We start from the raw sequence: 13819 nt of genomic DNA on the forward strand, positions 1-13819 counted from the left end.
GCGCGGGCAGGCCGGCATGGCACGCCCTGGCCGCACCGCGCGCCCGATCACGTTATCGCTGGCGGCGTTGACGTTGCCGGGCGGAAGCACGACATATCGCGTGCCGATCCCACCCGCCGCTCCGGAGCAAGCCATGAACGCCCCCAACATCGAGTCCGTCACGCCGCAATCGGGCGGCGACGTGGTGGCCTGGCTGACCAACGAGACCCGCGACGAGCGCTTCATCGACAATATCTTCGCCGAGCTGTGCGTCCGGCTGCAGCAAACGGGTATTCCCCTCAAGCGGGCGACGATGAATCTCCTGATCCAGCATCCGCAATGGCTCGGCGCCCGGATCATCTGGGGCGACGGCAAGCGCGAGGCCGAGATCACGCGGGTCGACTACGAGGTTAGGGAGCGCTCGGAATATATCGGCAGCCCGGTCTACGAAATCCACCAGGGCGCCGGCGAAGTGCGCGAACGGCTCGAACGTGCGCCTGGCCGCACGCACGCGCTCTATGACGAGATGCGCGCGCAAGGCCTGACCGACTATGTGGCGTGGCCGCTGCTGCATACGCTCGGCAAGCGGCATGTCGTGACGTTCGCGACCGACCGGTCCGGCGGTTTCGATGACGCTGACATCGCCGAGCTGCGCAAGGTGCTACCGGTGCTGGCGCTGGTCAGCGAAATCCGGATGAAGAACCGCCTGGCGCGGACGCTGCTCGAGACCTATGTCGGCACCCATGCCGGCGAGATGATCCTCGCGGGTGCGACGCGGCGGGGCAGCGCGACCACGGTCCGCGCCGCGATCATGATCTGCGATTTACGCGATTTCACCCGGATATCGGACTCCTGGCCGCGCGACGACGTCATCGATCTCCTCAACGACTATTTCGACGCGATGTCGGAGCCGATCGCGCGGCACGGCGGTGAAATCCTGAAATTCATCGGCGACGGCCTGCTTGCGATTTTCCCGCTCAGCGATCCCAGAGCCTGCGCCAACCTGCTGCACGCGGTGTCCGAGGCGCGGCAGGCGATGGCGGCGCTGAGCGAAAAGAACAGCATGATGGGCCGGGCGCCGATGAATTACGGCATCGGCGTCCATGTCGGCGACGTCATGTACGGCAATATCGGATCGCGCAGCCGGCTCGACTTCACGGTGATCGGCCCCGCGGTGAACATGGCCTCGCGGCTCGAGGCTCTGACCAAGCAATTGGGACGAAACGTGCTGCTGTCGCGCGCCTTCGCCGATCTGGTCGAGCACGATTTCGCGCTCGAGCATGTCGGCGAGCATTCGGTGCGCGGTTTCAGCGAGCCGATCGAGCTGTTTGCGTATCGCGGCTGAGGCTCGATGGCCGAAAGCAGCGTGCCGTGGGGCGCACGCACCGGCTGAGACGGCCCAATGCCCATAGGGCTCCTGCCGTTATGGAGATTGGCCGGACAGTTTCATCGTCGGTGCGCGCAACAATTGCTGCTCGGCATAGTTTGCCAGACGATCGTACTCTTCGGCGATCTTCAGAAGGTTCGCGCGGGAGTCTTGGTATCTGAACGAATCCGCCTTGGCGCGTGTCTTGGCGGCTCGATCCCGCCAATAGGCGGGGTTGTTCATGACGTTCTCGATCATAGCGCTTCCCCCTTTTTCCCGGGGACTGCCCGTAGACCAACGTCGCCGCGATGAGTCCGCTCCCCGAGGAACCCGGAACTTCGTTCACGCATGAAGAGTCACTGAAACATTCCGTTTGTTTCAGGCGAAGTTTATTTAAGCTGGATTCACACGCGTTATTTTCCGGAACGCCGGATCGCGCGCATCATTGCGGCGCTGGGCAGGCTTTTTCATCAAGGAAAATTTTTGAAGGCCCAGAGGGTCCGCCTGATTATCGGAGCCGGCGGTTCGGCGTGAGCATGGGAATAGGACGGCCCCGGCAACGCGAGAGGCTGGGGCCGGTTTCCCTTGGTGCCGGGAATTCAGATCGAGGTGATCTTCTGCGCCGGCGCGGCCTGCTCGACGAAGCCCTTGGCGAAGGCGTGATAGACGCCTTCCTTGCAGATCAGGCGCGAGCTCGCATGCGCAATCAGCGCCGCGGCCATCAAGGGCACGACCATCGCGTGATTGTCGGTCATCTCGGTGACGATCACGAAGGCGGTGATCGGTGCCTGAACCACGCCGGCGAAATAGGAGACCATGCCGAGCAGCATGATGGCCGGCAGCGGCGCGCCGTGTAACAGCGGCGCGATGTTTGAGCCGAGCCCGGCACCGACCGCGAGCGAGGGCGCGAAGATGCCGCCCGGCATGCCGCTGATCGAGGCGAACGTGGTCGCCAGGAATTTCCAGACGCTGAAGCTCGCCGGCAATAGTGCTCCGGCTTCGAGCGCGGATTTGACCTGCTGATATCCCGTGCCATAGATCGCGCCGTCGGACGCAATCCCGCAAATCGCAGCCGCAAATCCGCACATTGCGGCAAAGCCGACTGGATAACGCTTGATCGCGCGTCCGACCGGATTGGCAAATCCGCGTGCCATTGCGATCAGGATGCGACTGAACAGGCCGCCCGCAAGACCTCCGGCAATGCCGCAGAGCGGGACCGCGAGCCAGTCGGTGCCGTTGCGCAGGGCCGTCGCGCTGGTGCCGAAATACGTATAGTTGCCCATCAGCGCGAGCGAGGTCAGGCCGGCAGCGATCACCGCGCCGATGATCAGGCTGCTGGTTCTCGTCTCGAAGGCACGGCTCATTTCCTCGATGCCGAACACGATCCCGGCCAGCGGGGTGTTGAAGGCGGCCGCGACACCTGCGGCCGCGCCGGCAAGGATCAGGCCGGGTTGGCGCCGCGGCGAGAAGCGGCCGAGCGCAAACATGATCGAGGCGCCGATCTGCACCGTCGGTCCCTCGCGCCCGACCGACGCGCCACACAACAGGCCGAACAGGGTCAGCAGAATCTTGCCGGCCGCAACGCGCAGCGAAACCAGGCTTTCGCGTGCGGTCTGGTCGGTCAGATGGCGTGCAGCGATCGCCTGCGGAATCCCGCTGCCTTGCGCGTTCTGAAAGAAGCGGTTGGTCAGAAACACCGACAGCGCAAACCCGGCCGGCGTCAGCACCAGCGAGGCATAACGGAAATGGGATACCACTGCGCCAAAGGCGATCTGCGCCAGATCCGCGAGTTGTGCGAGCGCGACGGCCGCCGCACCGACCGCAATGCCGCCCAGCAAGAACAGGGCCCGGCGCTGCCAGCGCGCGGAGACCAGTCTGAACAGCCGCCTCTGGCGGTTGGAGGGGAAGGTCATCCTGACGAATTCTTAGCTCATGTCGTGGTCCGATACGAAGCGGATCGCGTCATTCCTAGCACGCGTCGGTGGTGTACGAAGCTCAAGAAATCAGCACGGTGTGCGGGCGCAGTCGCCAAACTCCAAGGCCGAAATGCGCGATACCGGCTGTGGGCCAGCTCTTAGGTGATCTTCAGGAGGTTCGCGCGTCAGTTTTGGTGTCTGAACGACTCCGCTTTGGCGCGTCCTTTCCCGCGGTGACGTATGATCGAGGGACGCGGAAAACTGGCACAAACTGCACTTTGCGCGGCTTTCGCCGCGGCGTATTTTGGCCGTCCCATTGAAGGGCGCGTGTCATGTCCGAAGTGATTGTTCGAGCGGGCATCGTCGTATTGGGACTTTGCCCAATCGCAATGGTTGCCGTTGCTCTGTTCATTTGATGGATGCTCACCTGGCCCGACCGCGCTACCCGGGCCGGTAGATGGCCCCAGCGCCTGCCCTCCCAGGCCCCCATAGGTTGCTGGGGCCGCTCAACAAGGAGGCCGCCGGTTGGCGGCCTCATTCTGCCTGATACTGAGTTGGGGTGGACAAATTCACCGGGATTGATGCCGCCCGAATGACACGGCCACTGAATCGAAAAGGGCCGTCGCATCGGCGGCCCTTTTCTGCCGGTCATAATAGGTCTGTAAAAACTCAGTCGTGAAAAAATGCTCTGCAAAGAACGGTAACGCCGGCAGGGTTGGTATTACGTCCGTCCTATCTTTCCAGAAATCCGGATCAGTACGGTGTTCCTGCGGCGGAACCGGTGGTCTGCGCGCGAGCCGAAAGAAAGCCCTGCGTGCACTGCGATGCGAGGCTCGGTCGATCGTGCGTTTATCTCCGGCGCCGCTGCTTTCTCGGAAACAGCCGGTCGCGGATGTAGCGGGAGGTCGGCGTCAGGCGAAGGCCCCGCGGCTTCTGCCAGGCGGCGCGGTCGATCTCCTTCTTGTCGCCGATCGCCAGTCGGCCCTTGGCGTTCTTGGCGATGAAGATCGCGTCGCTCATCCTGCGGCCGGAACGCTTGTTCCTGGCCGTCACTTCCTTCCACAGGCTGAGCCTGCCGAGCTTGAGCTTCGGCAACTCCTCCTTGATTTCGCGCTTGATGCAATCCTTCCCGGTCTCGCGCGCGCGCCTGCGCCCGCCGGGGAACATCCACAGCCCGTCAGATCGGCGTCTAACCAGAAGAACCTTGCCGCGCTTCGCGGCTACCAGCTTGGAGGACTTGGGCATTGGAGTACTTGGGCATTTGCTGCGCAATGATCGAAATAGAATCGCCCCATTTTAACTTGTCTATTTGTGTAGACAAGTTCGATGCCACATTGTTCCACAGTCGTGTGTCGGCTGTTTGTCTCTGACAGCTGCGCTCCTCGTTGCGTGCGGTCGCCCGTGGCTTCCTTGATCTCGCTTGATGTCCGGTACCTCACGTTGAATTCGCGAAAGCTGTTACGGCCGGCGACCGGAACTCACCCGGTTATGTCGTGATAACGATACCCATGACGGACGACTTCACCGCTTGACTCGATGTTCTTGTTTTGTTCTAATTGCCCTCCACCGGGAATTGGAGGACGCCATGGACAACCGCATCAGCGAAATTCGCAGGCAGATCAGGGCGCTGCGCGTCAGCATGCTCGAGGCCGAAGCCATCATGCGCCAGCAGATCAACCGCGATGAGGACTGCGCCTTCGTCGCCGGGGACCTCTTGAAGATGCGGCTGGTCATGAGCCGCCTGGTCGAGGAGCGGGAGGTCCTGGGCGACCGCGATCCGATCATCGTTCATGCGAGCGTTGCACCGCGCCGTCGCGCCGCGACGCCAGCCTTCATTCGCCCGGCGAAGCGAGAGCTGGCCGCCGGCGAAGCGCGTGCATGACGTCGCGCTCGGAATGCGGCGGCTGCACGCCGAGTTGCAAGACGTGAAGTGCCGGAGGAAAGATGAGAGAGCCGCTTCGGTATTTCCACGACAGCGATGATCACGCGCCCTGGATCAAGGCGCTGGCCGAGGTCCGGCACATGGCGACGCGGGAAGGCTGGTGCTTTCACCACGTGCAGGCGATCATCGTGGCGATCGACCAGTATGCCGAGGCCGCGCTCGGCAATCGCGAGTTCTTCCTCAACCGGCCGCAGACCGTCGGCCCGGTGAGGCGAGGCGACGTGCCTTAACACGCTGATCGGCAGGCATACGCGTTCGACGTCGCGGCAGCTCAACGCGCTGTCCGCGGCGGCGAAAGGCCTTGCTCAGGAAATGCCGGCTATTTCGTGTAGCCTTGACTGCTGCAGTACCACCAGGATTCGGCCGGCGATGCGCCATGCTCGATCACGTACTTCCGGCAGGCTTCGTAGCTGACCGCATACCGCTTCCCGCACGGTACCGCAGAGATGCCGAAATTGCTCGAGGAGCATGTGGATGCGGCGTGGCCCGTCGATATCGACAGGAAGCCGATAAAGGGTAGGGCCGCTAGAAGTGACAGGGTCTTCATCATAGCCATCGCCTCCCAAGTTGGAGGACAGCGGGGCCGCCGTCCCCGCGGAGAACCTACTACATCAAACGCTGTTCACCACCGGATTTCGCTGATCTCACGCGAGATCTGCATCGTCATGGATCGTCACGCACGCCGTGTTCGTCGTCATGTCCGGCGCATGACGCCTTCCGGGCGCAGGGGCCAAATGTCCCGGCCTGCCTGAGGCGGCCGGGATGGCCAATCCGCTGCCGGCGACATATCGTGACGGTCCGCGGCCGAATCTGAGGCGGATCGTTCATCGCCGGGTCATGTCCATCCGGCCATCGTCAGCGCCGCGCCCGCGAGGGGCGGTGGCACATTTGCGGAGGAATTTCGGATGATCAGGGGCTGGCAGGTTGCGACGTCGGCGCTCGCCATCGTCGTGATGGTTGCAACGCTGGGGGCTGAGGCGAACGCGGCGCAGTGCGGCAACGGGCCGGGCGGGTTCGAAGCCTGGAAGCAGCAGTTCTCGGGCGAGGCGAGCGCCAAGGGCATCGGCGCCACCGCGATCGCCGCGCTGATGCAGACCCATTATGCCAGTGCGACGATTGCCGCGGATCGCGGCCAGCGCAGCTTCGGCCTGTCGCTCGAGCAGTTCATGGCTAAGCGCGGATCGGCGACCATCGTGGCGCGCGGCCGATCGCTGAAGCAGTCGCAGGCGGCGTTGTTCGCCTCGATCCAGCAGCGCTATGGCGTGCCGCCGGGACCGTTGATCGCGATCTGGGGCATGGAGAGCGGTTTTGGCAGCCAGCGCGGCAACCAGAACATGCTGTCCTCGATCGCAACGCTTGCCTATGACTGCCGCCGTCCGGAGTTCTTCACCGACCAGCTCTATGCGGCGCTGAAGCTCGTCGACCGCGGCACTTTGTCCGGGAGCACGCGCGGCTCGATGCATGGCGAGATCGGCCAGACCCAGTTCATGCCGAAGAACGTCCTCGCCTACGGCTCCGGCAATCTCGACGTCGCGGCCAACGCGCTGAGCTCGACGGCGAACTTCCTGCGCGCCCATGGTTGGCGCGCCGGCGCCGGCTATCAGCCCGGGGAACCCAACTTCGCTGCGATCGAGGCGTGGAACGCGGCAGGCGTCTACCAGAAGGCGATCGCCATCATGGGACGGCAGATCGACGGCCAATGAGCGCAGGCGCGAGTTCCTTCATCGCCTGTTAACGCAACGATGCCCAGATCGTGCGCTGTGAAACGGGAGCAGATGGAGACCGGCTCCATGCTCAAGAACGGCACCTACGCGGCGTGGTTTCGAACGTCGCTTGCGGACGGCACCGGCATCGTGCACGTCGCCGATGGCAGGCTGTGGGGCAGCGACGCGGTCATGCTCTACAGCGGCACCTATGAGGTCGACGGCGAGCGCTTCTCCGCCGTGCTCACCACGCAGCGGCACTCCAGGAACGGCACGACCGTGTTCGGCACCGACGATCTCGTGGTGCGGCTCGAGGGCATCTGGACCGGCGCGATCGCGACCTGTACGGGCAGGGCGGACGCCGTGCCCGATCTTGCCTTCGAGGTGACGCTGATTCCGAGCCAGGAGGTGGCGCCCGAGCCGCCGCCGGATCTGCCGCTGCCGAAGTTCGACCCGAGCAAGCTTCCGAAGCTGCCGAAACGCTCCAGCCGCTAAGGCATGATCCGGAAAAGTGCGAAGCGGCTTTCCCGCGCGACAAAAGACGTTTGCGCGGGGATCATGCGCTACGCGTCGCGCGGCCCCGCGGTCTCCGGAAACGGCGCGCCCGGGATGTAGAGCTTCAGCGCGCGGATCTCGTAGACCGCCGACGGGTTGACACTGCGCAGGTCGCGCGCCGCGGCGATCGCCTCCGCCTCATCGGCGCAATCGATCACGTAGAAGCCGAGCAATTGCTCCTTTGTCTCGGAGAACGGCCCGTCGATCACCATGCCGTGGCCGGGCCCACGCAGCGTGCTGGCGTTGCGGGTATCGCCGAGCCGCGCAGCCGGGCCGAGCTTGCCCTTCAGCCGTTGATGGACCTCGCGCAGACCCGTCATCACGGCAGCGTCCTCCTCGGCGTTCCACGACTTGACCTCGGCTTCGACGTGATAGGCCAGGATGGCATAAAGCATCTGATGTGCTCCTTATTTCTGATGCGACAGGCCCAAGGACGTCTCGCGGCGATCCGAGCCGACATTTCATCTGTAGCGGATCGGACGGTTTCTGTGCTGCGACAAGGTATCCCGGCGGCCGGCATGGCGGCGGCGAATCGCGCAGGCCAAAACGGCAAAAAGGCGCGGCGGATGAGCTTCCGCCGCGCCCCCGATTTTGATGTCTCGCTGGTCCAGGGCTGAGAGCGCCCCGATGCCAGGCTGATTACTCAGGTCCTAGCGGGCGATCCCAGCGAGGTGACAGCGCTTGAGACAAGACACTAGATCACCTCCTTTCTTTGTTGATGGGACTTCGAATATAGGTGCCGAATCCGCCGCTGTTAAGGCCGCCTCCGGCCCGTCCGCGCCGGGAAACCGGCGGGATTGCGCCGAAATGGTTTCTTTTACGGAGAATCAGAACGCACGCCGGGGCAGTTGAGGCCGCCGCCCGGCCGTGTTAGGTGAACGCGAGATGCGGGTGTAGCTCAATGGTAGAGCAGCAGCCTTCCAAGCTGAATACGAGGGTTCGATTCCCTTCACCCGCTCCAATGATTCTCCCTGATGCCAGGGCCCTTTGAAAGTGTCTGGGCGGCCGTAGCTTCATCCGGATGCATCGGCTGCGGGTCTGCCGCGAAGCGTTTGATGTCTGCTGCGGATCTGAACCGCAGCCGTCTTGTCATGCCAACCGCAAGGATGTTCAGGAGCCCGAACGTGCCGGTTCGTGGTGCGACTGTGCAGTAGCCAGCTTATATCCCGCTACCAAATGGCTTGCCAGATCCCTTGACTCGGCATGAAGCAATATCGGCCGCGCGCAAACTTTCAGCGATGTCTTGATCTCCCCCGGTCAGCGCTGCATCTGCAAATTCATCATCTCGCCGTGCGCCATCATATTCTCGTTCAAGTTGGCGTTGCGCTGGTCGTCAAACAACTGGGCGCCGGTCGGACCGCCCGCGGTCGCCCTTGCAAGACGCCATTCGAATGAACTGGATCGCCTCAGGCCCAGCGAACAAGCGTTGTTTTTCGAACGTCAGGTCAATTCAGCAGGTAATCCCGTCAAAGAAAGAGAAAGCCAACTTGCAGCGTAACATTCGGCCCGATTCAACTGCTGTTGTTTCTGTGCGAGTTCGAGAGTCAACCTATCGCAACGCGCTTGCAACTCATTTGCGCGCTCCTCAGCCGCTTGCGCGGACTTCTTCGATGCTTGGGGTTCCATTCCTTTCCTTGGTTGGTTGCTGGATGGTTGTACTGTAGATCAAATTTGATGATTGCATGTGGATGCGTGCATCATGCGGTTGTGGTGACACCACAATCCCCGCATGCTGATCCTATTCCTAAAAGCCACCGAAGCGTCTCAGGATGATTCTGATCAAGAGCCGCTACCGGACAAGATGCGTCGCATCCTGCGGTCGCACGTCGATGAGGCGAAGACGGACGAAGAGCGGGAGCGGGCCGAGGGGGAGTTGCGAAAGTTCACTCGCGCCGATTAGCCTCGGCCAGCGGTTAAGGCTTGCGCTCGTCTTGAAATGCGCGAAGGCGTAGAAGGTAGTAAAGGCCGCTGCGCTTCAGAGCCTCGCGCTGATCGCCTTTCGCGGTTATCTCCGTGAACATCTGTCCGGCGTAGGTCGTCAAGACCTTGGCTATCGCTGTCGTCGGCTCCATCATGAAGGCGCCAGCCGCAAGCTCTGGAACGACCTTCACGAAGTCGAGTCCGCGCCTCCACCACGCACGTGCCGGTGCATTAACGGCGGCCTGCAGTTCGTCCAGCACCGGGACAATCTCGGTGTCGATGAAGAATCTGGTGTGCTTCTCAAGCTCTTCCGGCTTGATGCTGGAAAGGCGCTTATTGAGGTCATCGGCGTAGCGCAACATTGAGCGCCGGAAGGCGCGCAGCGTCGTAGTGTTCTCGGCCCTGAACTCCATCAGATCCTCCGGGCGGAGCATAGGCAGTTCTGGGAGAACCAGCTTCGTGCATTCAATGGCGATGATCGCCGCGAGCGTTTTGGCATCACCCGCAGGAACCGAGCAGTTGAGCCCCGGAATGGGGAGGCCCGGAAGATCGTTTAAGAGCGGGATGGAATTCTGTGCAGAATAGCGGATGGCGCCCGCAAGGTAGTGATAGCTGCCCGGGTATGTGATCGCCTCGTTGCTGCCCGGCATCCCCTTATGATGGTTTGTCGAGAAGTGCGGAAAGAAATCGGGTGGGGGCGGCCCATGGATGGCGTCGTACATCTCCTGAACCATCTCGCCAGAGATCTTCTGCGGATTGCCGAAGGGCTCCTCCGGGTCGCCGGTAAAGACGCAGAAGCCTTGTAGCGTCTTGGCGTGTCGGATGAACTTCAGCATCGGCATAAGGATGTCGTCCGACCTGTGCGTATTATCCAGCCCCTCAATGCGCGCGATCTCCTTATCCAGCTCCTTCTGATCGAAATTATCGACGGGCATGACAACGCCCGGAAAGTAAACCTTGTCGAAGACGGCGCCTAAGATTGTGAGGACGGCCATATTCTGTGGAATCGGCGCCGAGTAGTAAGTCGCCTCAAGCGACAGCGCATCGTCCAGGCCGGTCTTGTGCTTCGGTTCATTTGTCATGGGCGTGCAAGAACTCTCCACCTCTACGCTAGAACTCGTAGTGACGGCGCCATTGCTGGCGATGGTGTGCTCGCACTTGACCGAGAAGCTCATGACACCTTTGCTCGGGTTTTCCTGAATGAGGGATGATGTCTTTCCATGCGATCAGCGACTGAATTTTGTCGTAGCACTGTGCATAGAACTTTTTTGCTTCTGCGGGCCAAGTGTCTCTGAAGCCGCATTCCACTTCTAGAAACTTTCTAACGAGAAAGATTACCAGATCACTTATCTGGATCATCGGGTGTCGCTTTGAATCGATCGCGTAGCTAAATTCGACAACCCATTTCAGCGCTGCAGATTGAGGAGCTTCATATCTCCTGTAATGGACGATCTGCTGGACGTTCTGATCAAACTCCTCCTTTGGGTCGACAATGATCATTCCGCGTGCAGACCTTCCCAAACGTTGTTTGCAAAAGCGCTCGATGTACGAGACAATATAATTGTAAGCGAGTAGATATGGCACCCTTGCGTCGAACGCCTTGTGTTCGTCGCCTGCTACATTGGCGTGCATCTTGGTCTTATCAAGAGCGATGAAGTGGGCGGCATGTTTGTGGTCGGACAGCAATTCGATCACGGAGAGTGCAAGCTTGTTTCGTTCTTCGCGGCCGATCCCGGCAAACGGGCCTTCTCCATTGGGTGATAAAAGCTCAGAGGCATGCAGCTCGAAGCCGGGCGGCAGATTGCCGCCGAAGAACTGGGTGACCAGCTTTTGAAATTCGGAGTAGGTTTTCCTCCATCCCTTGTCGCGAACAGATATCCCTCCTAGGACGAAGATTGGCTGCTCTTGCACGTTATTGATGAGGTCGGTTCCGTTGCAGCCGCTTTCGTCCAAATAGAAAAAATGCATTGCGCGCTCCCTCAGCCCTAGGTTGAGTATGAGCGATTCGGGGCCATTCGAGGGGGCCTATTTCTCGGGCGTTACTCGGACGCAAACTTCCCAGATCGGGTGTGTTCTTGAGTGAAGTTGAGGGAAGCCGGTTTGAGGTATAAACTGTTGAAATCGTGAGCATAAATGAGGCGCAGTGAAGTTCGTTGATAGTGTTGAATTTAGACTTCCAAGCTGAATACGAGGGTTCGATTCCCTTCACCCGCTCCCTGATGCTGCAAGGCCCTTTGAAAGTGTCCGGGCGGCCGTAGCTTCATCCGGATGCATCGGTTGCGGGTCGAACTCTGCCGCGAAGCGTTTGATGTCTGCTGCGGATCTGAACCGCACCCCCGCGCGCAAACTTTCAGCGATGTCTTGATCTCCCCCGGTCAGCGCTGCATCTGCAAATCCATCATCGCGTCGTGCGCCATCATATTCCCGTTCAAGTTGGCGTTGCGCTGGTCGTCAAACAACTCCCGCGGTCGCCCTTGCAAGACGCCATTCGAATGAACTGGATCGCCTCAAGCCCGGCGAACAAGCGTTGTTTCCGAATGTCAGGTCAATTCAGCATGTAATCCCGTCAGAAAGGACGACCGTAGTTTCCCGGGATACGGAACTATTCTCGCGACCAGGTAACCCATTGGCGCTGTGCCATTAATGGTTAAGAACGCGCATCCTCCCCGGCTCTAGACGGATGCGCAAATTTTCGGCATGTTTGAGCTAATTTTTAGCTCGGGAGCTTCTGCCGGACCTAGGGGTAGTGCTGGCAGAGACTTCGACAAAGCCAATGACTTTAAGAACAAGAGATTTTTCAACGCGTGCGGAATGCAGGGCCGCACCGGAACTGGACAGGTTAGTGCGTTCGGAGTCTTTCACAGCAAGGCAGACCGGCACATCGCGGAAATTGCAATTTCTTGCCGGTCAGATGCTCGCCTCATTTCCTTGAACGAGCGTTCATAGCACGGTGAATTGATTTTCGACTGCAATCACACCTGCTCTGTGTCCGCAGAGTTTGAGGAGTGTGTATTGGGTCGCGTCAGCTTCATTCGGAAGGCCGAGTTTGAATCGCGCCCTCCGGGATTCCTGAATTCTTGTTTCTTTAGCGGCGAGCAGGAGGGCTGCCGATCGCTTCTGATCGGCCGGCCAGTTTCGAGCCCGTCCTGGACAAATGTTGCGCCGAGGGCGGAAGCGCTGCGAGCAATTGCACGGCACGCTTTATTTGATGTGCCCTGCGACGGCGCCAGCTCATTGCCACCCTGTCAATCGACGCCTGCAAAGTTCGAAACCGTTACGGCATCTGGTTCATAGAATATCTGGATTCATACTCACGCGCGAATTTTGGACCACGACATTTTGGAGCATCATCAATGGCAAGCGCCAGTGGCACCACCATCCTCACAGGCTCTTCCGGCAGCGACAATTTAGTCGGCGGCTCCGGCGATGACGTGCTGTCCGGCGGCGCCGGCAATGATCGTCTCAATGGTGGCTCCGGAGATGACATCCTTAACGGCGGCAGCGGCTTTGACACCGTTCTTGGCGGATCGGGGACAGATACCCTGATCTACAAGGGTTTTGAGAACCAGTACGTCTTGGGTGGGACCTACGCCGTCACGAGTGCCGGCTTTTCATTGAGCGGCGGGACTGTTTGGTCGGGAACGGATCAGACGGTCCTCGGTACGGTTTCCAATCAGACCGTGGTCGCAGGCAACGCATTTCAAGGCTACGACTCCTATGACGGGGGTAATGGCGCGGTGCAGCTCGGCAAAGCCGGGTCTACGCCGGATGTCGACACTCTGCAGATTTGGCTGAGTCCAACCCAGTTGAACGACGCCGCCATCTCGGCAGAGATTGCGTATGTCAGGAACGTTTGGCTTCCGCAGCACATCAGCGCGCAAACCGGACAGGCCGACAGCTCAATTTATACCTTCAAGACGCTCGATCTCAAGATTACAGGCATCGAACAGATTGTCGTGCTTAATGCCGAAGGCACGACAAGGGTCGATCTGAGTGCGTCCACCCAGCTTGAAGGGCCGACGGCGAGCTATGTGTTCACAGCGACCCTGGATCATGCGTCCCAGGGGGTGACCACGATCATCACCGACAAGGGCGTGATCACGATTGCCGACGGCCAGACCACGGGCACGCTGACGATCGCTGCGGGGAATGGCGAGGACGTCTACAAGGATGCTTCGTCGCTGACCGCGACAATTACCGGGACGTCGGGCGGCAGTTTAGAGAACCTGGTGGTCGGCACGACGACAGCGACGGCCCATGTCAACGACACCATCACCGATACCACGGTCAATCTGAGCGCGTCGACGCAGCTGGAGGGTGCTGCCGCCAACTACGTGTTCACTGCGACGCTGTCGAATGCCTCGCAGGGCGTGACCACGATCACGACCGACAAGGGCGTGATCACGATTGCCGACGGCCAGACCACGGGCACGCTGAC

13 protein-coding genes, 1 tRNA gene and 1 pseudogene are annotated in these 13819 nt (G+C 60.7%); 8 read left to right on the forward strand and 7 right to left on the reverse strand.

The annotated features are described in order from the left end of the window. The first annotated feature begins 133 nt into the window (after window positions 1–133). Window positions 134–1324 (forward strand): adenylate/guanylate cyclase domain-containing protein, encoded by a 1191-nt coding sequence (locus tag IF803_RS35355; RefSeq protein WP_461195406.1) that lies wholly within the window; start codon window positions 134–136, stop codon window positions 1322–1324. 78 nt (window positions 1325–1402) lie between these two features. On the opposite strand, the gene IF803_RS35360 is transcribed toward IF803_RS35355, so the two are convergent. The 3 genes from IF803_RS35360 to IF803_RS35370 all read right to left on the reverse strand — a co-directional run bounded on the left by IF803_RS35360 (window position 1403) and on the right by IF803_RS35370 (window position 4506). Further along, on the reverse strand, window positions 1403–1603 hold the full coding sequence (locus IF803_RS35360; protein WP_461195407.1) for a hypothetical protein: 201 nt from the start codon (window positions 1601–1603) through the stop codon (window positions 1403–1405). Between the two features lie 341 nt (window positions 1604–1944). After that, the gene (locus tag IF803_RS35365) at window positions 1945–3258 is read right to left on the reverse strand and encodes a chloride channel protein (protein ID WP_461195408.1); all 1314 of its coding nucleotides are present in this window, start codon (window positions 3256–3258) and stop codon (window positions 1945–1947) included. Window positions 3259–4110: 852 nt separating this feature from the next. Then, entirely contained in the window at window positions 4111–4506 is a 396-nt protein-coding gene (locus tag IF803_RS35370; protein WP_028339396.1) for an NUDIX hydrolase, read from the reverse strand. A 340-nt stretch (window positions 4507–4846) separates the two neighbouring features. On the opposite strand from IF803_RS35370, the gene IF803_RS35375 reads away from it, so the two are divergent. From IF803_RS35375 to IF803_RS35390, 4 genes are all read left to right on the forward strand, one after another. Then, entirely contained in the window at window positions 4847–5143 is a 297-nt protein-coding gene (locus IF803_RS35375) for a hypothetical protein (RefSeq protein ID WP_028339395.1), read from the forward strand. A 62-nt stretch (window positions 5144–5205) separates the two neighbouring features. Further along, window positions 5206–5433 carry a hypothetical protein gene (locus tag IF803_RS35380; protein WP_016843397.1) on the forward strand — a complete coding sequence of 76 codons (228 nt, stop codon included), beginning with the start codon at window positions 5206–5208 and terminating at the stop codon, window positions 5431–5433. A gap of 675 nt (window positions 5434–6108) precedes the next feature. Next, a complete protein-coding gene (locus IF803_RS35385; RefSeq protein ID WP_028339393.1) occupies window positions 6109–6906 on the forward strand; it encodes a lytic murein transglycosylase in 798 nt (265 codons plus the stop codon). A gap of 72 nt (window positions 6907–6978) precedes the next feature. Then, entirely contained in the window at window positions 6979–7401 is a 423-nt protein-coding gene (locus IF803_RS35390) for a hypothetical protein (RefSeq protein WP_461195409.1), read from the forward strand. A gap of 68 nt (window positions 7402–7469) precedes the next feature. Here IF803_RS35390 and IF803_RS35395 read toward each other — a convergent pair whose 3' ends face one another. Further along, on the reverse strand, window positions 7470–7856 hold the full coding sequence (locus IF803_RS35395; protein WP_028335390.1) for a YciI family protein: 387 nt from the start codon (window positions 7854–7856) through the stop codon (window positions 7470–7472). A 492-nt stretch (window positions 7857–8348) separates the two neighbouring features. Between IF803_RS35395 and IF803_RS35400 the strand changes: the two genes are divergently transcribed. Both IF803_RS35400 and IF803_RS35405 read left to right on the forward strand, forming a co-directional pair. Continuing rightward, window positions 8349–8422, forward strand: a tRNA-Gly gene (locus tag IF803_RS35400). A 768-nt stretch (window positions 8423–9190) separates the two neighbouring features. Further along, the gene (locus IF803_RS35405; RefSeq protein ID WP_461195410.1) at window positions 9191–9361 is read left to right on the forward strand and encodes a hypothetical protein; all 171 of its coding nucleotides are present in this window, start codon (window positions 9191–9193) and stop codon (window positions 9359–9361) included. 13 nt (window positions 9362–9374) lie between these two features. Here IF803_RS35405 and IF803_RS35410 read toward each other — a convergent pair whose 3' ends face one another. From IF803_RS35410 to IF803_RS35420, 3 genes and pseudogenes are all read right to left on the reverse strand, one after another. After that, complete coding sequence (locus tag IF803_RS35410) at window positions 9375–10463, reverse strand: hypothetical protein (RefSeq protein WP_461195411.1); 1089 nt, start codon at window positions 10461–10463, stop codon at window positions 9375–9377. A gap of 28 nt (window positions 10464–10491) precedes the next feature. Continuing rightward, window positions 10492–11349, reverse strand: coding sequence for a DUF3800 domain-containing protein (locus tag IF803_RS35415; RefSeq protein ID WP_461195412.1), 858 nt, complete (start codon window positions 11347–11349; stop codon window positions 10492–10494). A 246-nt stretch (window positions 11350–11595) separates the two neighbouring features. Continuing rightward, window positions 11596–11739 (reverse strand): annotated as a pseudogene (locus IF803_RS35420) (dehydratase); the annotation flags it as partial. A gap of 995 nt (window positions 11740–12734) precedes the next feature. Between IF803_RS35420 and IF803_RS35425 the strand changes: the two are divergent. Further along, a partial coding sequence (locus IF803_RS35425; protein WP_461195413.1) for an immunoglobulin-like domain-containing protein occupies window positions 12735–13819 on the forward strand: 1085 nt, incomplete at its 3' end.

The organism is Bradyrhizobium sp. UFLA06-06 (assembly GCF_054820065.1).